The following is a 22,725-nucleotide window of genomic DNA, read 5'->3' as shown; positions in this document are numbered from 1 at the left end:
CCTCAAAAACACCATCATACACTAAATCAGTAAGTTGGCAGCATCACCGATTTGTAATGTATTAACGCCCTCTTCATGGCTTGAAGAAGGAATGGCTTTAATATTTAACCAGTACAACGACTCGCGATCTTCCGGCATATTTCCGCCGGTGCGTACCACGCGCAGCACGTTATCTTCTTTAGCATTCAGACGGAACAGCGGCGGGGTAATCAGAAACGGTGCTTTACCGCCTTTTTTCAAGCCGGTATCCACCCAGGATTGTACCAGATAGTTAATATCATCCGGATTGGAAACCCCAATCGAAGACTCTTTTTTCTCTCCCTGATAAACCAGTCGTGTGCCATTAATGATCACACCTGCATGGGCTGTTACTGTGGTCAGTAAAAGCGCGCTTAATAAATAACTGTGTCGCATAAATATGTCTCAAAGAAAGAGGAGATAGTAACCTTCGCGTGAAGGCGAATATCTCCTCATTAAACGTATCAGTTATAAATAACGGTAAAAGTAGAGGCTGAGTTAGCCTGCCCGGCCGTGATCGCAGCCTGAGTCTGAATATAACGTGCGCCAAACTCCAGATTAGTTACCGTCGTTCCAGGAGTTAAAGGATACTGCTTTGAAGGCGTATACAGACTGACGGGCTGTTCGGATGAATCAACCAGCTGAATCGCCACGCCGGTTGCAGTCGTCGCACCCGGGGTTAAGGCCAGCGTGGTATTATTATCCGCATCGGGCGTACCACCGAAGTTGATGGCTGCAGACGTGACCGTTTCCGGGCAGTCTTTTAACTGAATATCAAATTTCGTTAAGGTGCTGGTAGAGCCTGCGCCGGTAAATGTTGTTTTGGATACTTTGCCCAGCGCAACATTCAGCGGACTGCTTAAACCGTTCACCACCTGACAGGCGGAATCGATAATTTCACCCGTGAAGTTAATTTGCCCTTCGCCGGTGGATGCCGCGAAAGAAGATGCAGAGCATCCCAAAGCGGCAGCAATGAATAAACCTAAAATGACTTTTTTCATATTTAAACCTGTATGTTTCTCCTTTCGACCTCTGCGTCCCGCATTATTCGAAGTTATGTCTCAACTACTCACCGCTGGCTATTTAATCAGAAAATTCAGGCCGGGAAAGATCCCGCGCGGCTTCCAAATAATTCAATTAATTCTTGCAAAATAATTTTTTTCACTAAAACAATTGATTATAAAAATCCGCAGGGCGGGCAAAAAAACTAACAGCGGAGTCATCATCAGGGCTATATTGTTGCTAACCTGCTGTAAGGAGAAATGTCGTGGATTATCGCAAAATTATCAAAGAGGTAGGGCGCGGGAAAAATCATGCCCGCGATCTGGACCATGAAACCGCGCGTGCGCTTTATACCCGCATGCTGGAGGGCGACGTCCCCGACCTGGAGATGGGGGGCATTCTGATCGCGCTGCGTATCAAAGGCGAAGGTGAAGCGGAGATGCGCGGGTTCTATGAAGCCATGCAGGCGCAAACGCTGCGCTTAACGCCGCCGGTGGCAAAACCGATGCCGATCGTGATCCCGAGCTACAACGGCGCGCGCAAACAGGCAAACTTAACCCCGCTGCTCGCTATCCTGTTACACAAGCTGGGGTTCCCGGTGGTGGTGCACGGCGTTAGCGAAGATCCCACCCGCGTGCTGACGGAGACCATTTTCGGGATGCTGGGCATCGAGCCAACGCGTCATGCCGGTCAGGCGCAGGCGAAGCTGGATGGCCATCAGCCTGTTTATATCCCGGTCGGCACGCTCTGCCCGCCGCTGGAAAAGCAGCTCGATATGCGCTGGCGCATGGGCGTGCGCAACAGCGCGCACACGCTGGCGAAACTGGCCACGCCGTTTGGCGAAGATGCCGCCCTGCGTCTCTCCAGCGTTTCGCATCCGGAATACGTGGCGCGCGTGGGGCAGTTCTTTGAGGCAATTGGCGCAAGGGCGTTACTGATGCACGGCACGGAGGGCGAGGTTTATGCGAACCCGCAGCGCTGTCCGCAGGTGATGCTGATCGATTCTGCCGGAACGCGCGCCGTTCTGGAACGCGGGGAAGAGAATAGCGGTGTGATATTGCCTGAGGCAAAAGATCCCCATACTACAGCCCACTGGATTGAACAGTGTCTTGCCGGAAATGTTCCTGTTCCGCATTCAATCAAGCTGCAGATGGCCTGCTGTTTGCTGGCAACCGGAGAAGTGGAATCCGTCCAGGCCGGCCTTGAACGCGTGGCGCAGGCGTTTTAGACAAAAAAAGCCCGTCCAGTGGCGGACGGGCAAGCAAGGGTAACAACAACAGGGTCAATGAGGGTGGAGCAGCTCACCAGAGGGTATGGCGAGGGTACAGCATTCGTTCAGTCGATTATTTGTAGATAACCGCGGTACCGCTCAGCTTGTTATTGCCGTTAGCGGAGGTAATGGTGTATCCGCTTGCACCGGCAGCAGCGGCTTTCTCAGCCAGTTTGGCTTCCAGACCGTCCAGGGTGGTTGCGCCATCAGCACTCACCACACCGACTTTGTTCATGTTCTGTGCCTGAGTGGAAGAGACTGGCTCTACAGCGAAAGCGCCGAAAGACAGAGCGGACAGGGCAACAGCAGCTACAGCATATTTGATGGTTTTCATAATTAATCTCTCGCAGGTGTTTCTGTTAAGGGGACGATGTTCCGTCGATGTGATAAGTATCACGGTTTTTTGCGAGTGATAAAATCGAAGAGAATTGACGTGGTTGCTCAAAAAAATTGAATGACAAATAACTTATTGAATATTAATAAATTCAAAGCACCACTTTACACTTCTTGCGGATGCGCTTTACAGAAGCGATACGAAGGGCACGTTTTGCTACGCGTCTGGCTAAAAACCGTGAGCGTAAAGGAACGCGCGCGCTCGGTTAGCTTTGGTAAAGCAAAGTCAACGTAACTGGCTGTCTTTCGAACCTCTGCGATTATATCCTGAGTGTGATGCATTTTTTGAATCTTTCTGCTGCTGGCACGTGATGCAAAGCCGTACGCCGGGAATGGCTTTTCGGCGCGCCTCCGGAATGGGTTCTCCGCATTCTTCGCATTCCGTTAGGCTTTCACCGCGCGGAATTTCACCGCGGGCACGCGCAACCGCATCTTCAATAGTACTGTTGATCTGTTCGTTAACAGCGTCGTCATTTGCCCAGCCGGAAGCCATAGCGTCCTCCTGAAATCGGTTTAGGCCATATGTTTACTATGGGGTTAAAAAATGAACAATCAAGGCGAAGAGAGAAGTGAACTGCACCCGTTGAGCAGATGCAGTCTTGTGGAAGAGACAGATTATTTATAAATGGTCGCAGTGCCGTACATATGGTTATCTCCGCCAGCGGAGTTCACCACGAATCCTTTTGCACCTTCCTGACGGGCTTTTTCGGCGAGCTTATCCTGTAGATCGTCAAGGTTACTGGCACGGCTTACCGAAACGGTGCCGGCAGCACGTAGCTGGCTCGTATCGGTACTTTGGGTCAGTGACTGAACGGCCATGGCAGAGAAGGACGCGGTCGCCAGGGCGGCTGCGATAACAGCAAGGGTCAGGTACTTTTTCATAATCACATCCTCATGAGGAAACAACAGGTGATTCCCTTTAAGTTTAGAAGCCTGACGAGTGTGACTTAGCGCAAATATTTGATGATGATATGCTTATTTTTTGAACAATGTAAATTGACAATTCGCTGACGGATCATAGACATAAAGGTGTTTGATTTATGGCGGGTTTTTGAGCGTAGCAGAGAAAGATTTACCGTTGGGCCAGCAAAGGGTATCTTACGCCGCTGTTTAAAGGAGAATGCCATGACTGCCCAAAAGCCGGGATTGCACCCGCGAAATCGCCACCGCAGCCGCTACGACATGAACGCGTTATGCCTGAGCTGCCCGCCGCTGCAGGACTATCTTGTTCAGACCCCTGCGGGTGAATCCTCGGTCAACTTTGCTGACCCGCAGGCGGTTAAAATGCTGAACAAAGCCCTGCTGGCGCATTTTTACGGTGTAGCTCACTGGGATATCCCGGAAGGCTTTCTCTGTCCACCTGTGCCGGGCCGCGCTGACTACGTTCATCACCTTGCCGACCTCCTTGCCGAAGGCAATGAGGGTGTCGTTCCACAGCAGGCCACCATCCTGGATATTGGCACCGGTGCGAACCTGATTTACCCGCTGATCGGCGCGCATGAATATCAGTGGCGCTTTACCGGAAGCGAAATCGGTGACGAGGCATTTGCCAGCGCCCAGGCGATTATCAGCGCTAACCCGGGATTGAGCCGCGCCATTCGCCTGCGTCGTCAGAAAGACGCGGCGTCGATATTCAACGGCATTATTCACAAAAACGAAAGCTATGACGCCACGATGTGCAACCCGCCGTTCCATGATTCGGCGGCATCGGCCCGTGCGGGCAGCGAGCGCAAGCGCCGTAACCTGGGTCAGGCTGAAGATGCCGCGCTGAACTTCGGCGGACAGCAGCAGGAGCTCTGGTGCGAAGGGGGCGAAGTGGCGTTTATCCTGCGCATGATTGCGGAAAGCAAACAGTTTAGCCGTCAGGTGAAGTGGTTTACGACGCTGGTTTCCCGCGGGGATAACCTGCCGCCGCTCTATCGCGCGCTGACCGAAGCGGGCGCCGTAAAAGTGGTGAAAAAAGAGATGGCGCAGGGCCAGAAACAGAGCCGCTTTATCGCCTGGACGTTTATGGACAACAACAAACGTCGCAAATAGCACTCCGTCGTAGGCCGGGTAGGGCGAAGCCGCCACCCGGCAACCAGGTCACAGTGTCGGCTCCTGCGGAGGGAGCGGCGATGCGGGCGGCGGCAATACCTGATACGTCTGCACGGGCATCCGCACGTTCGCCAGATCAAAGTGTTTTTTCACCATGCTGTCGAGCGCAAAGCGCACCGTCCACTGCTTCAGCGGCTGGGTGGTGAACGACACGCGCAGGGTAAATGCCGTGTTCGACAGCCCGACGATGCCGGCAAATGACGGCTCCCCGATCACCAGCCCGCGAATATCCTCCATCTCCATCAGTTCTTCTACCGCATCGCGCAGCGCCTGCTTCGCTTTGTCCGCATCCTCGTGGCGATCCACATCGTAGTTCGCCACAACGGAACCAATGCCGCGCACAAAGTTGGCGAAGGTGGTGATCGAAGACCAGGGAATGATGTGGTACGCCCCGGTGTCCTGACGCACGCCAACCGAGCGGATGGACATCCTCTCCACGGTGCCGGTTAACGGCCCGATGGTGACCAGATCGCCCGTGTTCATCCCGTTTTCAAACTGAATGAAGATACCGGTAATAATATCCTTCACCAGCGTTTGTGAGCCGAAGGAGATGGCCAGCCCCAGGGCACCGGCACCCGCCAGCAGCGGGGCGATATTCACGCCGATTTCCGACAGCACGATCATGATGGTGATGGTGCTGATAATCACCGCCAGCGCGTTGCGGAACAGGGTTAACAGCGTTCTTGCCCGCGCGCTTGGCAGGGGCCTGCCGTGAATATCCGATACCAGGCGGTTCTCAATAAGGCTCGCCAGCAGCGTCCAGCCGACGGCGGAGAAGAATAAAATCAGCGCGATGCGAATCAGGATATCGACCGTTTTTTCACCCGCACCGTTGTGCAGCCAGTTCCAGAAATCAAACAGGCTCCACGCATTCAGAAGTAGCATAATCGCCACGCAGACGGTGAGAATGCGCGCCACTTTGAGCGATACCGACATCCAGCCGTTTACCCGCTTTTGCAGTTCCGGGTAATTACGCTGGACCTGCGGCGACAGGGTGATGGTTTTCGAGATCCAGCGCGACAGCAGCCCCGATACAAACGCCGCGATGCCGATAATGGCCAGGCTTTTGAACGTCGCTCCCATCATAAACTTCAGGCTATTGCCCGGGTCGAACAGCGAGAAGAAGCACAGCACGATGAAGTAAGCGCTTGCCAGCCAGTGCCACACCTGGGCGAACGCGCGAATAAAGAGGCTAAAGAACGAGAGGGAGCGATCGGCCAGATTCAGCAGGCTTTGGGTAATGGTTTTTTTATTGTGGAAGATAAGGTACAGCGACCAGACGGTAATGCAGATCATGATCAGCACGTTTGCCAGCGCGCCAAACTGGACGTTCACCTGGTTGGAGATGATCGGCACGGCAACCAGCAGGCCGTAGCCAATCAGCCCGCTGAGCACGCTCAGGCGCAGCGCCCAGTACTTCGCGCTCGCATCCCGAATGGAGAAAGGCCGCAGCTCCGGCACGTGCGGACAAAAGAGTAACCGCAGCAGCGCCTTGAAGAACTCAATCAGGGCAAAGGCATTCAGGAAAAGCGACTGCTGGAAGGCGATGGTTTTGTTGCCGGCATTCAGCCTGTCGGCCAGCATCTGGCCTAAAAACAGCGTCAACGCCAGCAGCAGTAAATCGATGATGAACGCGGAGGCGATCATCAACGGCAGATGCAGCCAGCTGCTTTTATGCTGATTCTTTCTGCGTCCCCATTGCCCCATTTTGCGGTACAGCGGCCACGCGCACAGGCGCACCAGCCAGTAAAAAAGAAACACCGCCCCCGCCAGCATCAGGAACTGCGTGGCGGCGGCGGTAAACGTTTGCGGGTTAAATGGCTTATGCGGGGAGCCAATCAGGTTGCGGTAAAGCTGAGCGAAGCGCGAGGAGAGGGCTTCCCCATAGTGTCGGCTCACGTCGGTGACGTTTTCCAGCACCGTTTTTTGCTCCTCAGCCTGCGGAGGGGTGAGGGTTGGCACCGACTCCTGCGGCGGCGTGGCGGCGGCTTTGCGCAGCTGGCCAATGAGCTCCTGCCGGGAGGTGTCGTTTTCAAGGACGTCGGCAAGCGCGCTGTAGGCGGCTTTTTTCTGTTCAACATCGGGTTCCGGAGGGGGCGTACTTTGCTGGGCAGCAGGGGCGCCGGTGGTGACGCCGGGGATCGCGACGGCGAACGATGGCGCACTAAACAGGCTTATCAACAGCAACAGGATCCACGGCACGGCGTCCTCCGGTGAAAATGTCGAACAAAATGATAAGTATAGAAGTCGGGACGCGGAGGGGGATTTTTGGGAACAATCTGGCGTAAAAAAGCCGGGCATGCCCGGCTTACGTTTGAAGCGAACAATCAGGAGACGTGCTGCAGGAACTCCTGCAAACGCTGGCTCGGCGGGTTCGCAATCAATTCCTGCGGGTTACCGTCTTCCGCGATACGGCCTTTATCAATAAAGATCAGGCGGGACGCCACTTTTTCAGCAAAGCCGATTTCGTGGGTCACGATAACCATCGTCATCCCTTCTTCCGCCAGATCCTGCATGACTTTCAGCACCTCGTGGCGCAGCTCCGGGTCGAGTGCGGACGTAGGCTCATCAAACAGCATCATTTTCGGTTTGACCGCCAGGGCGCGAGCAATCGCCACACGCTGCTGTTGACCACCTGACAGCTCGGAAGGGTAGTGGTGCGCACGTTCTGCCAGGCCGACTTTCGCCAGCAGATCTTTTGCCAGCGCTTCCGCCGCCGCTTTGCTGGCACCGCGCACGCGCAGTGGGCCAAACATCACGTTTTCCAGCGCCGTGAGGTGCGGGAACAGGTAGAACTGCTGGAACACCATGCCCGCTTCCTGACGAATCAGACGGTCGTCCACTTTTGGGTCGTTTACCTTCAGGCCGTCGACGATCAGATCGCCGCTGGTGATCTCTTCCAGCTTGTTGATGCAGCGCAGCAGGGTGGATTTACCGGAGCCGGATGGCCCAATAATCACCACCACTTCACCCTGTTTGATGTTGAGATCGATATTGTGCAGCACCTGGGTTGGGCCAAAGTGCTTGGAAACGTTTTTAAATTCAATCACAGGATTTTCATCCTTCTTTCAAGACGACGCAGAACGAAGCTCAGAACCAGAGTAATGATCAGGTAGACAACGGCTACCGCACTCCAGATTTCCAGCGCGCGGAAGTTGCCAGCAATGATCTCCTGCCCCTGACGGGTCAGCTCGGCCACGCCGATAACAATGAACAGCGACGTATCTTTAATGCTGATGATCCACTGGTTACCGAGCGGCGGCAGCATGCGACGCAGCGCCAGCGGCAGAATAACGTGGCGGATCGTTTCGCGACGAGAAAGACCTAGCGCCAGACCGGCTTCACTGAAACCTTTATGAATCGACAGCACCGCACCGCGGGTGATTTCCGCAATGTAGGCGCCTGAGTTGATCATAATGGTGACGACGGCCGCGCTGAACGGGTCGATGCGCAGGTCGGTGAACGCCATAGGCAGGGCGAAGTAGATGAACATGACCTGCACGACAATAGGCGTGCCGCGGATCACTTCGATGAAAACCAGTGCGATGTGGTTTGCGATCCAGCCGCCGTAGGTGCGGGCGAAACCGGCGACAAGACCGATAATCAACCCACCAACCAGACCCAGGACCGAAATCCACAGGGTCATTTTAGCGCCTTCAAGCAAGATAGGAATGGCAGGCCAGATGGCGCTCCAGTCAAACTGCATGATAATTTCCTGTTACTGTTACCGTGTTTCAAAAATAGCAGGGGCGAAAGGTCGCCCCCGAGTGAACGTCATTTTTACGTCTTATTATTTAGGCTCGGTACCGAACCATTTTTTGTAGATTTCGTTATAGGTGCCGTTCTCTTTCAGCGTTTTCAGCGCGCCGTTAACTTTCGTGCGCAGGTCGTCGCTGCCTTTCGGGAACGCGATACCGTACTGCTGCGCTTCCAGAGACTCGCCAACGGCTTTGAACTTGCCGTTACCGGCTGTCTTAATGAAGTACAGGATGTTAGGCGTGTCGTGCAGAACAGCGTCAGCACGATTGGTGCCGAGTTCCATGTACGCGTTGTCGATGTTCGGGAACTGACGCAGGTCTTTGGTTTTGATATTTGCTTTCGCGTAATCAACAGAACCGGTGCCGCTCTTCACTGCCACCACTTTGCCGTCGAGATCTTTCACGCTTTTTACGTCGTTATTATCGGCTTTGACCATGACCAGCAGGCCGCTTTTGTAGTAGCCGTCAGAGAAGTCGATCGCTTTTTTACGTTCATCGGTAATGGTGATGCCTGCCAGTGCCAGATCAACGTTTTTGGTTTGCAGTGCCGGGATGATGCCGCTGAAGTCCATAGGCTTCAGGGTGTAATCCAGCTTGAGTTCTTTTGCGACAGCGGCCCACAGATCCACATCAAAACCAACGTATTTATCACCCTGTTTGAATTCAAACGGAACGAACGCCGTGTCGGTCGCCACAACCAGTTTGTCGGCAGCCTGAGAGGACACTGCAAAAGCCAGGGTAAGTGCAGCCAGTGAAACTTTTAATACAGACTTCATAGCATTTCCTTTTATATCCACGGGGCGATCCCCTGCGAGAACAGGTGGCACAATGAAAAAATCGTGCCAACTTTACAAGCTATTGTTTTGCAAAGGGGATGATGTCATGCATTGCACAATAAATGGGGCAATGAGGTGTTATTGCACCAAACTGGAGCACCGTTTTGGTGCGCTTAGTTTGGCTCAACTGACGGGGAGATATTTAGCGTAAATTCTGACGAAAAAACAATCTTCCGTTAACGGTTGTGTGAGGTGATTATTACATTTCGTTCACTTTTGCAGGTGTGCAGGCAAAAAGTGTGCACCATAGATGTGCAAAACCCTCACCAATGGCACAGGTGACAGGCAGCTGAAACTGAAAGTGTCAAAACAGGCACGGAAAGAGAAACCTTCACTGCCAGAGTACTGCTATGTCTGAGGGATATCTTGTGAGGTGTACGGCGTGGAGAAAATGGTGCTGACATCGCTGCCGCGGACCGCTATTACGGCGTGAGGCAACAAACGCCCCCGACCAGCAAAGCCGAGGGCGATTAAGATAGCAAAAACCGTTCTCCGGTGAATTGGCTGCGGAATCCAATAATTTCCCCAGTTAACCCGGAGGAAGGAACGTTAAATCAGCTCCATTAATTTGCTTTTTTTGGCCTGGAATTCTTCTTCCGAAATGATCCCGCTCTCTTTGAGTTCGGAAAGCTTTTTGAGCTGCTCATAGGGATCCTGATGGGTCATAGCCGGTTCGGCTATTGGTGTTTCCGTCTTCACTCCGCGGCCGGCTTCAATCGCCTCAATCAGGGCGAGTTCTGCATCCTTGCTGAACATCTTAAATTCCAGATCGTCGTGGGAAGTATGGATCCGAATGACCCGGTGACCCAGCGTGGACTTGCGTTCAATCGACGTAATGGATTTTAACGGGATAGTCTCAATCACCTCGCCGAGAAAACCTTTACGGTAGAATGCCACTCGCTGGCCCGTAACGATCAGTGCACCGTTGTGCTGTTTGTCCTTACCCTGTCCCATCACTTTGCCGATATAGCCTTCTCCCCACTGCAGAACGGCTTCACCAGGATTGAGATGGTTTGCTTCGAATTTGCTGACGTGCTTATTTTCTTTCATCAAAAAACTCCCTTTAAGAAGACCGATGCATTTGGCCTGCATCGGACTGAAGTCACTGCAAAATGAATCATCTATCATATTGCATACCCGGGATAACTGCACTTCTTGAAAGGCGATTGTGTACACGGTATTTACCGGATGATCTGCTTCAGACGCGGAGAGGTCAGCGAGCGGGTGCGAAGAAAGAATCCTGCCGGCAGAATGAAGACGACCGCCACGTCTCTTCCGGTGCTGGCGCATAAGAGTGAATTACTCCCTAATTAGATCTTATTTTCTGATAATATGACATTGTTTTTTAATGGATATATACAGTCAAAAGGATAACGATGAGCACTTTTCTTTCTTTAATCGCATTTATTCTGTTTGTAGCCTTTATTATTGGCCTGATTAAACCTTCGCTGGTCAAAATGCCCGGTCGTAAGCAAGTCAGTGCCGTTTATCTGGGCGGTTTTCTGGGCCTCTGCGTAATCAGTGCCATCCTGCTACCGGCCGACCGCAGTCCGGCCGTCGTGAAAAAACAGGATCAGCCGCAGAATGCGGATGTCTCCCCGCCGCCTTTCAAATATGCCGATAAAACCCTTACCGAGTATCGTAGGGAGCGTAAGGATACGCGACACAAGATTGTGGCTGCTTATATGGCATATCGTCAGGTGCCCGTCGCGTCAGAAGAGGGGTTTTATGCCTGCGTGAGCCAGAACAGCTACACCACGCAGGGTGACACACCGTTTGGCGTGATAGCGAACTGGTGTTTCACTGAATACCGTTCCAGTCCTGAGATGCTGGCAAAACGCATCAACTTCGATACATTTCAGGATAATTTTAGCGGTTGGAACGGGGCTTATCGTCCGTTAGAGGCCATGATCAAAGCCGACATGCATGATGATTCCTCCTACAAACACCTCTCCACACGGTATCATCTGGTTCTGACCGACGATCCGCATGCCACGATAGATACCACATTCCGTGGCACCAACGCCTTTGGTGGCGTAGTCAAAGAGACTGTCTCTGCGCGAGTAGATCTGCGAACCGGGAATGTTATTTCGATCGTTGAACAGTAAGGGCAGCAAGCTTCCTCGTCTGTTCGTGCGAGTGAAGGGCCAACAGCGAGGCTGCTTTTTTAACATTCATTGAAAATATGATTTGTATCATATGTCTTGCTCTCTTTTTTCGCCGAAAAATTAAGCATTAGCGTTTGGCGGCAGAGCGATTATGCGCTCTGCCGTTTTTTTATCCTCGACCCGACGTTAACACCTTGTTTAAGATCGCGTCCTTGCTTATAGCGACGGACATGCTAGTGCTGGAAATAGAGCGTCACCAGGAACCATCTCGAAAAAGCTGGAACATCTGCGTGGAAATCTGGAAGCGTTGTTCATAATAAAACGCCCCCGACCATGAAGGCCGCGGGCGGTTAAGATATCAAAAACCCTTTATTCAGTGAAACACAGTGCCGCTCCGCTTATGTGAACGGCATCGCGTCATGGCGAGGGTTTAATAGAGCAATTATATGAATTACTCGATGTTAGATTCGATAAACCACAGGAACTGATCCAGGTCGCGGGACGCGGCGGTGAAAATGTCTGCGGTATCTTCGTCTTTGGCTTCGCCAATCGCTTTGCGCACGTCATTGGCCACAATTGCGTAGCGGTCCGCCAGCTCTTTAAGGTGATCCTGAACGGTATGGATATCCAGCGGATAACTCTTCAGTGGCGTTTTGCTGTTGATCACCTGCGTGGTGCCCAGCGCCACGCCGCCCAGCTGAACGGCACGTTCAGCCATCGTATCGAGGTGGGTAACCAGTGCTGTGCGGAAGCCATCCAGCATTTCATGAACGGCAATAAAGTTTGCACCGCGCATATTCCAGTGGGCCTGTTTGGTGATCAGCGAAAGATCGATGAACTGGATCACCTGGCGATTCAGCAACTCAATGGTCGCCTTCTTGTCGCTATCCGATACATCGTTACGGGTATAAAGCAGATTAGACGCTTTCGTTTTCACCAGTTTAGCGGTACTCATAATCTCATATCCTCTTGATGTTTATGTCCCAGGTAATTACGGAACTAAGTATAGCACCGGATTTTTTCTCTGCGGTTTGGCTATGCCTATCGGTTTAATAGCGAGAAGTGGCTTGAGAATTTAATTTATTGAAATTAATGGGTAATTTTTAAATTGATACAGATCAATCTTAATTGCTGATTGGGGATGTAAACGCAGAGGGATATTTCGAAAATAGCGTAAAGTGTGTAAGAAATTATAACGTCTGTCTTTCTGGTCTTTATTCTGCATGGCGTGGAAGCCATGCAGAATATATGGCCTTAGCTGATATCCACTTTCTCAACTTTAGGCTCCGGGCGCATGGTGAGCGTCGAGCCCATTGATGCCGCGATAATCGAGCAGAGCGCCAGCGTCTGGGTCAACGTGAGGGTTTCGCCGAGAAACACCATTCCGGAAATGGCGGCTAGCGCAGGCTCCATGCTCATCAGCGTGCCAAATATGCGCGTCGGCAGACGCGTAAGGGCAATCATCTCCAGAGAGTAGGGGAGTGCGGTAGAAAGAATCGCGACCGCCAGCCCGATGGGCATGACGGACCATTGCCAGATAGATTCGGTCGCCTGCGCCATGCCGATAGGCACGAAGACGATGGCTGCGATCAGGGAACCTAACGCGACGGTCGCCGGACCGTGCTCTTCTCCTGCACGCTGGCCCGTAAGTATATAGACGGCCCAGCAGGCGCCTGCACCCAGCGCCAGGGCTGCACCCGTCAGATCGATCTCAGCGACGCTCTGGCCCAGCGGCAGCAGGAACCATAAACCCAGAACGGCTAACACGACCCAGATAAAATCGACCGGACGTCGCGAGGAGAACAGCGCCACCGCCAGCGGGCCGGTAAACTCCAGCGCGACGGCGATCCCCAGCGGTATCGTCTGAATAGAGAGATAGAATAGATAGTTCATTGCCCCAAGGGAGAGTCCATAAAACAGCAGGGGTAAACGCTGCTCCTTTTTGAAGCGCAGACGCCAGGGTTTGAAAATGACCACCAGTATCACCGTGCCCAGCACGATACGCAGGGCAGTCACCCCAGGCGCACCGACCAGCGGAAAAAGTGATTTTGCAAGCGAAGCACCGCTTTGAATGGACAACATGGCAATGAGTATGACTGCTACCGGCAACCAGACCGACGACGTGCGGGATAACCCAGGCATCCTTTCTCCTGTCAGCTTATGTCAAATGAGGTAAAGGTTGCAGTGTAAAGGAAATAAGCGGCAACGGTTGAGGTGCTGTTGAAAAAAAACCTCGTGAAATCCGTAAAATGGTTAAGCGCTGGTGGATTTATCGCCTGATAGATTAGGAATAATCTGGATGAATGTAACGGCGCTTGCGCGCACTATGCGCATTTAGTAGTGAAAATTGCATGTGATTTGAAAGAGATAGCTGACGCTGGAAACGTTCTGTTACAGGAAAGGTTTCATTAGACATCACGAATCACAAAGAGTTTCGCAAATTTTTTTGATATATTTAAAACTTACGGACTTACTTGAAGCACATTTGAGGTGGTTATGAAAAAAATTGCATGTCTTTCAGCACTGGCCGCTGTACTGGCTGTTTCCGCAGGTACCGCTGTAGCTGCTACTTCTACTGTTACTGGTGGTTACGCTCAGAGCGACTATCAGGGCGTGATGAACAAAGCTAACGGTTTCAACCTGAAGTATCGCTACGAGCAGGATAACAACCCACTGGGCGTGATCGGTTCTTTCACCTACACCGAGAAAGATCGTTCTGAAAACGGCGCATACAACAAAGGCCAGTACTACGGTATCACCGCTGGTCCAGCTTACCGTCTGAATGACTGGGCGAGCATCTACGGTGTTGTAGGTGTTGGCTACGGTAAATTCCAGCAGACTGAAAACCAGAGCGAAAGCCGCACTGCAAGCAACAGCGACTATGGCTTCTCCTATGGCGCAGGCCTGCAGTTCAACCCAATCCAGGACGTTGCTCTGGACTTCTCCTATGAGCAGAGCCGTATCCGCAACGTTGACGTTGGCACCTGGATCGCGGGCGTAGGTTACCGCTTCTAATCACTCCGGTGAGCTAATAAAAAATCCGCCCAATGTAGCGGATTTTTTTTGTGGAAAGTAAAAGCAAAACGGCAACCCCAGGTTGCCGTTTTTAGTGTTGTTCCCTCTCCCCGTGGGAGAGGGTCAGGGTGAGGGTATCGGACCACTACTTACTCTTAATATCGAAAATATCCGTACCCAGATGGTTGTAGTCAACTTTCTGTAACTTGAAGTTGGTAACGTACACTGGGGGAGCTTTCTTGTTAGAGACAAACGGGTAAGCCGTTTTTATCTGCTCGGCTGTAATTCCCGTCCACTGCGAGAAGAACTGCAGGAAATCATTTGCCGAACGGCGCGCTTTAATCACGCGATGCGTTTTATCATCACTCGACAGCACCATAAACGGCACCTGGAAGTTCTGCTGGAACTTGTCATCATGCGCCAGGTACTGCACCTCTTTACCACGCTCTTTAAACGCCAGCCCATGATCCGAGAAATAGACCATGGAGAAGCTGTCGCCCGTATTGCGTAGCTGATCGTACAGCTTGCTCAGCAGGTCGTCGGTTTGCGTCATGGTGTAGAGATAGCAAGAGGTCTCTTTGGACTGCACGAACTCCGCGTACTTCCCGCCGGTCCGATCGCAGGCCTGCGGGTGCGACCCCATCAGGTGCAGGACGATCAGCTGAGGCTGGGTGCGCGGAGTGGCGAAGACCTGTGCCGTCATTTTCAGCAGCGCTTCGTCTTTGGTATTTTTGTCGGCTTCAAAGTCGCCGTTCTTAAGGAACTGCACTTCGTCGGCACGTTTGGCGATACTGGCGATGGCCGTATCGTATTCGCCAATTTGCCCCTGATTGGAGAACCACCAGGTCTGATAACCCGCGCGGTTTGCCAGGGTGACAAAATTATCCTGATACTGAGGTTTGCCGTCGACGACCCGGTTAAGCGTCAGGCCGAGCGATTTCTGCGTCGAGCCGCTGGCCGCAACATAATCGGTAAACAGCGTGCCTTTGACCGAACTGGCAAACGGTGTGTTATCCCAGTGTCCGCCGAAGGCTCCCATTGCATCGCGACGGGCACTTTCCCCAATCACCACCACATAGGTGTGATATTTCGGCTTAACGGCTAGCACGTTCCAGGTGTCTTTCATATTGGAAAGCTCCGCCATGCGCGCCTGTTCGTCGAGAACCTCTTTATTATTGACAACAACGTCTTTAACGAAGCGGAAAACCGGATAGCCGATATTGATGAGCCTGAGCTTACCGTCCCAGGGAATATTCTGGATGGGGGCGACAAACGCCACGGCAACGCTGAACACCAGACAGAGTATTTCGATCTTACCCCAGGATTTTTTCTCGCCCGACTGACGGCGGATGGCGATAACGCCCAACGCGAAGATAAAGATCCCGACCACGTAGCTGTACCACGGGAAGATCGTCAGGATCTCCGTTGACTCTTCCATATTGGTCGAGTGCAGCGCCAGCAGGGTATTAAAGTTTGGCGAGCCGTAAGCCTGACCGAACGGGAAATAGAGTGCAGCAACCAGCGAACAGATCCCGATTAACGCTTTTTGCACGCGCGGTGCGGTTCGCCACAGCACATGCAGAACGCAGGTGAAAGCCACCGCGTAGAGCAGACTAAAGGGATAACCCAGCGCAAAGTTAATCAGCAATGACTGCAAAAAGTAAAAACCCGTCCACGGGCTTAAGGCCCGGCTGCGGGTCACAACGGTATCTATCAGGGTTACATTCATAGGTCACTATCATGGATGAAAACGCCATGTGCTCACCCTGGCGTCAAGGGTCATAACCTGCCTGACAGTGCGTGGAGAGGGAATGAGGGTCCGCTTCAGCGAGCCGCAAATTGTGCAGGGCTGCAAGAAGATAGTGCGAGCGCTAAATAATATCAACAGTTGCTAAGCAGATGTTTTGCGAAGGGGATTGCAAATCCGCAAAAAAGATCGGGAATAAGGCGGCTGGAAGCCAGTTTACAGCGTGATTGTGACGGGAAAATGAAGCGGCGTACCGCAACGCCGCTTAGTGGGAAGGTTTGTCGTCCTGATGCGGTTTGTTGCTAAACATATCGCACAGCATGTTCAACAGCATTAAGCGCACTTTAAAGGGTGAGTGGGTAAACACGGTCATGCACCTCTTGAATTCGTTCATAAGACCTCCTGAGTTTTGATCCCTTCGATCCGTGAAGGGTGACTGCATTACATACAGATATAGCACAGGCTATATTGTATAGCTATGGCTATTTCGTTAATTTTTTGTGCTTGCGGAGCTATGGTTTACAATGTGCGCTCTCGAAACCGGGCGCTGGAAGCGTCACCCCACTGAGGAAGTACAATGAACCGTCGCGCAGGTCATCCGACAATGAGGAAAACGACGCAACTGGTGAATGTTGAAGAACATGTCGAAGGTTTTCGCCAGGTCCGTGAAGCGCACCGGCGTGAACTGATTGATGACTATGTTGAACTCATTTCCGATCTGATTCGTGAGGTTGGTGAAGCGCGCCAGGTCGATATGGCCGCCAGGCTGGGGGTTTCACAGCCAACTGTCGCTAAAATGTTAAAACGCCTGGCTTCCGTGGGCTTAATTGAAATGATCCCCTGGCGCGGTGTTTTTCTGACGCCGGAAGGGGAGAAACTCGCGCAGGAGAGCCGCGAGCGCCATCAGCTTGTCGAGAATTTTTTACTGGTGCTGGGCGTCAGCCCGGAGATTGCCCGCCGGGATGCGGAAGGAATGGAACACCACGTGAGCGAAGAGACGCTGGTGAAGTTTCGCGAATTTACCCTTAAATATGGTCCCTCCGCTGAATGAAAATCCCCGGACTGCAGGCCCTGGCACGCGATCGTTTCTTCCATCTCTTATTACTCATTGGTGCAGGGTTAAGCCTCTTTGTGCCGTTTGCGCCACGCGCCTGGCCCGCCGCAATTGACTGGCGCACCATCATTACCCTGAGCGGTTTGATGATGCTCACCAAAGGGATCGAGCTGAGCGGCTATTTTGACGTTCTGGGCCGTAAAATGGTGCGCCGTTTTGCCACCGAGCGCAGGCTGTCCCTGTTTATGGTGTTCTCCGCCGCGGTGCTGTCGACGTTTCTCACCAACGATGTGGCGCTGTTTATCATCGTGCCCCTCACGCTCACGCTGCGTAAGCTTTGTGAGATCCCGGTCAGCCGGCTGATCATCTTTGAAGCGCTGGCCGTCAATGCGGGCTCGCTTCTGACGCCAATCGGCAACCCGCAAAATATCCTTCTGTGGGGACGGTCCGGTCTGTCGTTCGCCGCCTTTACCTGGCAGATGGCCCCTCTGGCGCTGGTGATGATGCTGTCGCTGATGGCGGTGTGCTGGTTTGCGTTTCCGGATAAAAAGCTGCAGTACCACAGCGGCACAACCGGCCCGCAGTGGCAGCCGCGCCTGGTGTGGAGCTGTCTCGGGTTATACATCGTCTTTCTGTTCGCGCTGGAGCTGAAGTATGAGCTGGCGGGCGTCCTGCTCGTTGCCGCGGGGTTTGTCGTCCTTGCGCGTCGCGTGCTGGTGAGCGTGGACTGGACGCTGCTGCTGGTCTTTATGGCGATGTTTATTGATGTGCATCTCCTTATCCAGCTTCCGGTGCTGCAGAACGTTCTGCACAGCGTCAGCACGCTGTCTCAGCCGGGACTGTGGCTGACGGCGATTGGCCTGTCGCAGTTTATCAGCAACGTGCCGTCCACCATTCTGCTGCTCAACTATGTTCCACCCGATACGCTTCTGGCCTGGGCGGTCAACATCGGCGGATTTGGGCTGCTGCCCGGCTCGCTGGCAAACCTGATTGCGCTGCGTATGGCCAACGACCGTCGTATCTGGTGGCGTTTCCACGTCTGGTCGATTCCGATGCTGGTTTGGGCCGCGGCGATTGGTTTCGGAATATTCCTTCTCATATAGTGCGCAATTTGTCAGTTTTTCCTGGCAAACGTATAGCAACGTCCTAGCTTTAGTGAACGGCATAGTGTGATGCCGCTCACTGACAGGACCGTTGCTGAACTATGGCTGAAGATCAAAACCCGCCTGCTGACGAGCAGGACAAAAACAATAATGAGCGTAAGCGCCCGGGCAAGAAACCGTTAATTATCCTCGGCATTGTCGTGGTGGTAATGGTGGTCGTGGCGCTGGTCTGGTGGTTTTTAACCCGTAACGAAGAGACGACCGACGACGCCTTTACCGACGGCGACGTGGTGACGATTGCCCCCAAAACGGCGGGCTACGTTACCGAGCTGCGCGTGCGCGATAACCAGCGCGTGAAAAAGGGCGATCTGCTGGTGGTTATCGATCCGCGTGACACCATCGCGCAGCGCGATCAGGCCCAGGCCCAGCTTGGGCTGGCTATCGCGCAGCTGCATCAGGCCCAGGCGCAGCTGGCGCTTTCAAAAGTCCAGTATCCCGCCCAGCGTGACGAAGCCAAAGCGCAGGTGCTGAAAGCGCAGGCCGATCTGGCGAACGCGCAGGCAGAGTACCGTCGTCAGCGCGGCGTCGACCCGCGCGCGACCACTCAGCAAAGTATCGATTCCGCGAACGCTCAACTGCGTAGCGCACAGGCAGGGCTGGCCAGCGCTCAGGCGCAGCTGGAAGTGGCAGAGCAGGTCCAGCTGCAAATCCGCCAGCAGGAAACCAACGTTGAAGCGCGCGAGCGTCAGGTCGATCAGGCTAAAGCGCAGCTGGAAACCGCCAACCTTAATCTCTCCTATACCGAAGTTCGCGCCCCGTTCGACGGCGTCGTCACCAAACGCAACGTGCAGCCCGGTACGCTGGTGCAGGCGGGAACGGCGCTGTTCTCGCTGGTTTCCCCGAACGTGTGGGTGGTCGCGAACTTTAAAGAGTCGCAGCTTGAACGCATGAAGCCGGGCGATAAGGTCACCGTGTCCGTCGACGCGTGGCCGGATATGGAGCTTGAGGGCCACGTAGACAGTATCCAGCAGGGCAGCGGCTCGCGCTTCTCCGCCTTCCCGGCAGAAAATGCCACCGGTAACTTCGTCAAAATTGTGCAGCGCGTGCCGGTCAAAATTGTGATTGATAAGGGCCTGGATCCAAACAAACCGCTGCCGCTGGGGCTGTCGGTTGCACCGAAGGTGACGGTGGAATGACGGATCACAGCCACGACAGCTGGAAGCCCGCCAGCAATCCGTGGGCGGTGGCGATTGTCGTTACCCTGGCGGTATTCATGGAAATTCTGGATACCACCATCGTCAACGTGGCGCTGCCCCACGTGGCGGGTTCGCTCTCGTCCAGCTATGACGAATCCACATGGGTGTTAACCAGCTACCTGGTCGCGAACGGCATTGTGCTGCCCATCTCGGCGTTTCTGAGCCGGGTGTTTGGCCGCAAGCAGTTCTTCCTGATTTGCATCGTCATGTTTACCGTCTGCTCGTTCCTGTGCGGGATTGCCACCGAGCTGTGGCAGATCATCCTGTTCCGCGTGATGCAGGGCTTTTTTGGCGGCGGGCTGCAGCCCACGCAGCAGTCGGTGCTGCTCGACTACTTCAAACCCGAAGACAGGGGCAAAGCGTTTGGTCTGTCCTCCATTGCGATTATCGTTGCGCCGGTGCTCGGCCCGACGCTGGGCGGCTGGATCACCGATAACTACTCCTGGCGCTGGGTGTTCTTTATCAATATCCCGGTGGGGATTGTCACGGTGCTGGCGATCTATCAGCTGCTGGAAGATCCGCCCTGGGAGAGCAAGTCTAAAGAGAAGCTGACTATCGACTGGACGGGGATCGGCCTGATCGCCTTAGGGCTTGGCTGTCTGCAGGTGATGCTCGACCGGGGAGAAGATGAGGACTGGTTCTACTCGAACTTTATCCGCACCTTCGGCGTGTTGACGCTTGTCGGCATTATCGGCGCCATCTACTGGCTGGTATATGCCAGAAAGCCGGTGGTGGATCTGCACTGCATGAAGGATCGCAACTTTGCCATCTCCAGCCTGCTGATGGCGGGGATGGCGATGATTTTGTACGGCAGCTCGGTGGTGATCCCGCAGCTGGCGCAGCAGGACCTTGGCTACACCGCTACCTGGTCGGGGCTGGTGCTGTCGCCCGGGGCGGTGCTGATTGTGCTGACTATACCGCTGGTGCTGAAGCTGATGCCGGTGGTGCAAACGCGCTGGATTATCGCCTTTGGCTTTACCTGCCTGGCGGTGTCGTTCTTCTGGTCGCGCACGCTGACCCCGGATATCGACTTCGAAACGCTGGTGCTGTTCCGCAGCGCCCAGTCGCTGGGGCTGGGGTTCCTGTTTGTGCCGCTGACCACCATTGCCTTTATTTCGATCCCAAGACGGCTTAATGCCGATGCGGCGGCGCTGTTCACCATGTTCCGTAATGTCGCAGGCTCGGTCGGGATCTCTCTGTCGACGGCGGCCATCACCGAACGATCTCAGGCGCACAGCGCGCATCTGGCCTACCACGCCTCGCCGTTTAACGAGCAGTTCCAGCAGGCGATACGCGAAAGCGCCCAGGCGATCCAGAACTTCACTACCCAGGTAGGGGACCCCACCGGGATTGCCACCGGACGCATGTACCAGACGATGATCGAGCAGTCGCGCTTCCTGGCCTACATCGACGTCTTTACCATTCTGAGCGCGGTGGCCTTGTTACTGATTCCGTTTTGTTTGTTGCTCTCGCCGGTTAAGAGCGAGGGGAGTGCAGGAGCACACTGATGATACACAGACGTTTACACCCCCTGATGATAATGATGCTGCTGGCAGGTTGCGCCGTCGGGCCGGACTATCAGCCGCCCGCACCCCCTGCCGTCACGCACTGGAACGATAAGGGCGACAGCGGGGTAAAATCGCAGACGACCTCCGCCGCGACCAACCCGCGCTGGTGGAAAACCTTCGGTTCGCCGCAGCTCGACAGCCTGGTTGAACGTGCGATCGCCGGAAACCTAACGCTGCAGCAGACGGTGCTGCGCATCGCCGGAGCGCGAGAGCAGATTAACCAGGCGGGCGGGGCGTTTTACCCGTCGGTGAACGGCAATTTGCAGGCGACGCGCCAGCAGCTTGGGCTTGAAGGGGAGCTGAAATCTCACGGCGTGTACGACCAGCTTGATAATGTCGATCCTGAACTGCGGGGCGCGTTAGGGCCGCTGACGCAGCCGATTAACCTCTACCAGGGCAGCTTCGATGCCCAGTGGGAAATCGATCTGTGGGGCAAGGTGCGTCGTCAGGTGGAAGCCGCCGAAGCGCAGCAGAAAGCCGCCATTGAGCAGCGTAACGATGCGCTGGTGTCGCTGGAAGCCGAAGTGGCGCGCGCGTGGCTCCAGCTGCGCGGGGCGCAGAGCATTATCGCCACGCTGAACACCCAGATTAAAAGCGCGCAGCAGACGCTGGATCTGACGGAAAGCCGCCAGCGCGGCGGTCTGTCGCCGCAGATGGATGTGGAAAATGCCCGGGCGCAGTTAGGCAACCTTGAGGCCCAGCTTCCGCAATATCAGGCGCAGGAGCGGCAGGCGATGAACGGCCTGGCGATCCTGCTCGGCAAGCCGCCTGGGGCGCTGGATGCGGAATTGCAAAGCGTGCAGCCGATGCCGGCCCTGCCGGATATCGTGCAGACCGGCATTCCGTCCACGCTGGCGCGACGCCGTCCGGACGTGCGCGAAGCGGAGGCGAACCTTCACGCCGCCACGGCGCAAATCGGCGTCTCGGTGGCGGAGCTGTTCCCGAGCTTTACGCTCTCCGGGCAGTTTGGCCTGCGCAACAGCGAAACCAACTGGCTGACCGACTGGAGCAGCCACTTCTACAGCTTTGGCCCGCAGGTCTCTATTCCGATCTTCCAGGGCGGTCGGCTGGTCTCCAGCGTCAAGGTGGCGCGCGCGCAGCAGGGAGCGGCGGTGCTGGACTATCGCCAGACTGTGCTGACCGCACTCGGGGATGTGGAAAACGCGCTGGTGAGCTATCGCACCGACCAGCAGCGTGAAGCGGGTCTCGCAAAAACGATCGACGCCCTGCAAAACGCCTTTGACCTGGCAAGCGACAGCTACCGCCAGGGGATCGCCAGCTTTATCGATGTTCTGGACGCGCAGCGGCAGCTCGCGCAGGCCCAGCAGCAGCGTGCACAGGCGCAGGTGCAGAGCGCGCTCGATCTGGTGGCGCTCTACAAGGCCCTCGGCGGCGGCTGGGAGCCGTATCAGCAGGTGCAGTTACCGGACTACAGCGTCTTTGGCGACGCCCCGCGCGGATAAATTCAGAGGATTGGGCAAGAAACGGACAGGAACGCCA

General features: G+C 54.4%; 22 protein-coding genes and 2 pseudogenes. 10 read left to right on the top strand and 14 right to left on the bottom strand.

Annotated features, from left to right (window positions below; all coding sequences use genetic code 11):
• Positions 1-48: 48 nt before the first annotated feature.
• Both ADJ24_RS18290 and ADJ24_RS18285 read right to left on the bottom strand, forming a co-directional pair.
• A pseudogene (locus ADJ24_RS18290) lies at positions 49-414 on the bottom strand (molecular chaperone); the annotation flags it as partial.
• 68 nt (positions 415-482) lie between these two features.
• Positions 483-1,019 carry a fimbrial protein gene (locus tag ADJ24_RS18285; RefSeq protein ID WP_023310872.1) on the bottom strand — a complete coding sequence of 179 codons (537 nt, stop codon included), beginning with the start codon at positions 1,017-1,019 and terminating at the stop codon, positions 483-485.
• Between the two features lie 266 nt (positions 1,020-1,285).
• Here ADJ24_RS18285 and ybiB point away from each other — a divergent pair, with 266 nt between their 5' ends.
• Positions 1,286-2,248 carry a DNA-binding protein YbiB gene (gene ybiB / locus ADJ24_RS18280; RefSeq protein ID WP_023310873.1) on the top strand — a complete coding sequence of 321 codons (963 nt, stop codon included), beginning with the start codon at positions 1,286-1,288 and terminating at the stop codon, positions 2,246-2,248.
• A gap of 115 nt (positions 2,249-2,363) precedes the next feature.
• Here ybiB and ybiJ read toward each other — a convergent pair whose 3' ends face one another.
• From ybiJ to mcbA, 3 genes are all read right to left on the bottom strand, one after another.
• Positions 2,364-2,624 carry a DUF1471 family protein YbiJ gene (ybiJ, locus tag ADJ24_RS18275; RefSeq protein ID WP_023310874.1) on the bottom strand — a complete coding sequence of 87 codons (261 nt, stop codon included), beginning with the start codon at positions 2,622-2,624 and terminating at the stop codon, positions 2,364-2,366.
• 285 nt (positions 2,625-2,909) lie between these two features.
• Positions 2,910-3,176: a DksA/TraR family C4-type zinc finger protein gene (locus tag ADJ24_RS18270; protein ID WP_023310875.1), complete on the bottom strand. Its 267-nt coding sequence runs from the start codon at positions 3,174-3,176 to the stop codon at positions 2,910-2,912.
• A 122-nt stretch (positions 3,177-3,298) separates the two neighbouring features.
• On the bottom strand, positions 3,299-3,565 hold the full coding sequence (mcbA, locus tag ADJ24_RS18265) for a DUF1471 family periplasmic protein McbA (protein WP_023310876.1): 267 nt from the start codon (positions 3,563-3,565) through the stop codon (positions 3,299-3,301).
• 243 nt (positions 3,566-3,808) lie between these two features.
• Here mcbA and rlmF point away from each other — a divergent pair, with 243 nt between their 5' ends.
• On the top strand, positions 3,809-4,720 hold the full coding sequence (rlmF, locus tag ADJ24_RS18260) for a 23S rRNA (adenine(1618)-N(6))-methyltransferase RlmF (protein ID WP_023310877.1): 912 nt from the start codon (positions 3,809-3,811) through the stop codon (positions 4,718-4,720).
• Between the two features lie 48 nt (positions 4,721-4,768).
• On the opposite strand, the gene ybiO is transcribed toward rlmF, so the two are convergent.
• From ybiO to ADJ24_RS18235, 5 genes are all read right to left on the bottom strand, one after another.
• Entirely contained in the window at positions 4,769-6,982 is a 2,214-nt protein-coding gene (gene ybiO, locus ADJ24_RS18255) for a mechanosensitive channel protein (protein ID WP_023310878.1), read from the bottom strand.
• A 125-nt stretch (positions 6,983-7,107) separates the two neighbouring features.
• Positions 7,108-7,830 (bottom strand): glutamine ABC transporter ATP-binding protein GlnQ, encoded by a 723-nt coding sequence (gene glnQ / locus ADJ24_RS18250; RefSeq protein WP_023310879.1) that lies wholly within the window; start codon positions 7,828-7,830, stop codon positions 7,108-7,110.
• Complete coding sequence (glnP, locus tag ADJ24_RS18245; RefSeq protein WP_014169254.1) at positions 7,827-8,486, bottom strand: glutamine ABC transporter permease GlnP; 660 nt, start codon at positions 8,484-8,486, stop codon at positions 7,827-7,829. The genes glnQ and glnP overlap by 4 nt, the downstream gene beginning before the upstream one ends.
• A gap of 84 nt (positions 8,487-8,570) precedes the next feature.
• Complete coding sequence (gene glnH / locus ADJ24_RS18240) at positions 8,571-9,314, bottom strand: glutamine ABC transporter substrate-binding protein GlnH (RefSeq protein WP_023310880.1); 744 nt, start codon at positions 9,312-9,314, stop codon at positions 8,571-8,573.
• Between the two features lie 609 nt (positions 9,315-9,923).
• Positions 9,924-10,424, bottom strand: a complete 501-nt coding sequence (locus tag ADJ24_RS18235; protein WP_023310881.1) for an SHOCT domain-containing protein — start codon at positions 10,422-10,424, stop codon at positions 9,924-9,926.
• Positions 10,425-10,750: 326 nt separating this feature from the next.
• Between ADJ24_RS18235 and ADJ24_RS18230 the strand changes: the two genes are divergently transcribed.
• A complete protein-coding gene (locus ADJ24_RS18230) occupies positions 10,751-11,482 on the top strand; it encodes a hypothetical protein (RefSeq protein WP_023310882.1) in 732 nt (243 codons plus the stop codon).
• A gap of 197 nt (positions 11,483-11,679) precedes the next feature.
• Positions 11,680-11,888: pseudogene (locus ADJ24_RS24520) on the top strand (IS4 family transposase); the annotation flags it as partial.
• 45 nt (positions 11,889-11,933) lie between these two features.
• Here ADJ24_RS24520 and dps read toward each other — a convergent pair.
• Entirely contained in the window at positions 11,934-12,437 is a 504-nt protein-coding gene (gene dps, locus ADJ24_RS18225) for a DNA starvation/stationary phase protection protein Dps (protein WP_010428924.1), read from the bottom strand.
• A gap of 299 nt (positions 12,438-12,736) precedes the next feature.
• Complete coding sequence (gene rhtA / locus ADJ24_RS18220) at positions 12,737-13,624, bottom strand: threonine/homoserine exporter RhtA (RefSeq protein WP_023310883.1); 888 nt, start codon at positions 13,622-13,624, stop codon at positions 12,737-12,739.
• Positions 13,625-13,978: 354 nt separating this feature from the next.
• On the opposite strand from rhtA, the gene ompX reads away from it, so the two are divergent.
• Positions 13,979-14,497, top strand: a complete 519-nt coding sequence (gene ompX / locus ADJ24_RS18215; protein ID WP_023310884.1) for an outer membrane protein OmpX — start codon at positions 13,979-13,981, stop codon at positions 14,495-14,497.
• A 145-nt stretch (positions 14,498-14,642) separates the two neighbouring features.
• On the opposite strand, the gene ADJ24_RS18210 is transcribed toward ompX, so the two are convergent.
• Together ADJ24_RS18210 and mntS are read right to left on the bottom strand one after the other, a co-directional pair.
• Positions 14,643-16,226 carry a phosphoethanolamine transferase gene (locus ADJ24_RS18210; protein WP_023310885.1) on the bottom strand — a complete coding sequence of 528 codons (1,584 nt, stop codon included), beginning with the start codon at positions 16,224-16,226 and terminating at the stop codon, positions 14,643-14,645.
• Between the two features lie 283 nt (positions 16,227-16,509).
• Positions 16,510-16,638 (bottom strand): manganase accumulation protein MntS, encoded by a 129-nt coding sequence (gene mntS / locus ADJ24_RS18205; RefSeq protein WP_023310886.1) that lies wholly within the window; start codon positions 16,636-16,638, stop codon positions 16,510-16,512.
• A 183-nt stretch (positions 16,639-16,821) separates the two neighbouring features.
• Between mntS and mntR the strand changes: the two genes are divergently transcribed.
• The 5 genes from mntR (at position 16,822) to ADJ24_RS18180 (ending at position 22,688) form a co-directional block, all read left to right on the top strand.
• A complete protein-coding gene (mntR, locus tag ADJ24_RS18200) occupies positions 16,822-17,295 on the top strand; it encodes a manganese-binding transcriptional regulator MntR (RefSeq protein ID WP_023310887.1) in 474 nt (157 codons plus the stop codon).
• A complete protein-coding gene (locus ADJ24_RS18195) occupies positions 17,292-18,401 on the top strand; it encodes an anion transporter (protein WP_023310888.1) in 1,110 nt (369 codons plus the stop codon). Before mntR ends, ADJ24_RS18195 begins: the two co-directional genes overlap by 4 nt.
• Positions 18,402-18,502: 101 nt before the next feature.
• Complete coding sequence (locus ADJ24_RS18190; RefSeq protein ID WP_023310889.1) at positions 18,503-19,597, top strand: HlyD family secretion protein; 1,095 nt, start codon at positions 18,503-18,505, stop codon at positions 19,595-19,597.
• Positions 19,594-21,165 carry a DHA2 family efflux MFS transporter permease subunit gene (locus ADJ24_RS18185; RefSeq protein WP_023310890.1) on the top strand — a complete coding sequence of 524 codons (1,572 nt, stop codon included), beginning with the start codon at positions 19,594-19,596 and terminating at the stop codon, positions 21,163-21,165. The genes ADJ24_RS18190 and ADJ24_RS18185 overlap by 4 nt, the downstream gene beginning before the upstream one ends.
• The gene (locus ADJ24_RS18180; protein ID WP_023310891.1) at positions 21,165-22,688 is read left to right on the top strand and encodes an efflux transporter outer membrane subunit; all 1,524 of its coding nucleotides are present in this window, start codon (positions 21,165-21,167) and stop codon (positions 22,686-22,688) included. Before ADJ24_RS18185 ends, ADJ24_RS18180 begins: the two co-directional genes overlap by 1 nt.
• Positions 22,689-22,725 lie beyond the last annotated feature (37 nt).

Source organism: Enterobacter sp. 940_PEND (genome assembly GCF_001059415.1).
Classification (GTDB): domain Bacteria; phylum Pseudomonadota; class Gammaproteobacteria; order Enterobacterales; family Enterobacteriaceae; genus Enterobacter; species Enterobacter cloacae_M.
This window is presented reverse-complemented; position numbering and strand designations above follow the sequence as displayed.

What these genes read in the sequence shown, in the direction of transcription:
- mntR (WP_023310887.1), top strand. Translation starts at nt 16,822, where the DNA reads ATGAACCGTCGCGCAGGTCATCCGACAATGAGGAAAACGACGCAACTG.
- ADJ24_RS18210 (WP_023310885.1), bottom strand. Translation starts at nt 16,226, where the DNA reads ATGAATGTAACCCTGATAGATACCGTTGTGACCCGCAGCCGGGCCTTA.
- ADJ24_RS18180 (WP_023310891.1), top strand. Translation starts at nt 21,165, where the DNA reads ATGATACACAGACGTTTACACCCCCTGATGATAATGATGCTGCTGGCA.
- mcbA (WP_023310876.1), bottom strand. Translation starts at nt 3,565, where the DNA reads ATGAAAAAGTACCTGACCCTTGCTGTTATCGCAGCCGCCCTGGCGACC.
- rlmF (WP_023310877.1), top strand. Translation starts at nt 3,809, where the DNA reads ATGACTGCCCAAAAGCCGGGATTGCACCCGCGAAATCGCCACCGCAGC.
- ADJ24_RS18285 (WP_023310872.1), bottom strand. Translation starts at nt 1,019, where the DNA reads ATGAAAAAAGTCATTTTAGGTTTATTCATTGCTGCCGCTTTGGGATGC.
- ADJ24_RS18230 (WP_023310882.1), top strand. Translation starts at nt 10,751, where the DNA reads ATGAGCACTTTTCTTTCTTTAATCGCATTTATTCTGTTTGTAGCCTTT.
- ADJ24_RS18195 (WP_023310888.1), top strand. Translation starts at nt 17,292, where the DNA reads ATGAAAATCCCCGGACTGCAGGCCCTGGCACGCGATCGTTTCTTCCAT.
- ompX (WP_023310884.1), top strand. Translation starts at nt 13,979, where the DNA reads ATGAAAAAAATTGCATGTCTTTCAGCACTGGCCGCTGTACTGGCTGTT.
- ADJ24_RS18185 (WP_023310890.1), top strand. Translation starts at nt 19,594, where the DNA reads ATGACGGATCACAGCCACGACAGCTGGAAGCCCGCCAGCAATCCGTGG.
- rhtA (WP_023310883.1), bottom strand. Translation starts at nt 13,624, where the DNA reads ATGCCTGGGTTATCCCGCACGTCGTCGGTCTGGTTGCCGGTAGCAGTC.
- dps (WP_010428924.1), bottom strand. Translation starts at nt 12,437, where the DNA reads ATGAGTACCGCTAAACTGGTGAAAACGAAAGCGTCTAATCTGCTTTAT.
- ADJ24_RS18190 (WP_023310889.1), top strand. Translation starts at nt 18,503, where the DNA reads ATGGCTGAAGATCAAAACCCGCCTGCTGACGAGCAGGACAAAAACAAT.
- ybiJ (WP_023310874.1), bottom strand. Translation starts at nt 2,624, where the DNA reads ATGAAAACCATCAAATATGCTGTAGCTGCTGTTGCCCTGTCCGCTCTG.
- ADJ24_RS18235 (WP_023310881.1), bottom strand. Translation starts at nt 10,424, where the DNA reads ATGAAAGAAAATAAGCACGTCAGCAAATTCGAAGCAAACCATCTCAAT.
- ADJ24_RS18270 (WP_023310875.1), bottom strand. Translation starts at nt 3,176, where the DNA reads ATGGCTTCCGGCTGGGCAAATGACGACGCTGTTAACGAACAGATCAAC.
- glnH (WP_023310880.1), bottom strand. Translation starts at nt 9,314, where the DNA reads ATGAAGTCTGTATTAAAAGTTTCACTGGCTGCACTTACCCTGGCTTTT.
- mntS (WP_023310886.1), bottom strand. Translation starts at nt 16,638, where the DNA reads ATGAACGAATTCAAGAGGTGCATGACCGTGTTTACCCACTCACCCTTT.
- glnP (WP_014169254.1), bottom strand. Translation starts at nt 8,486, where the DNA reads ATGCAGTTTGACTGGAGCGCCATCTGGCCTGCCATTCCTATCTTGCTT.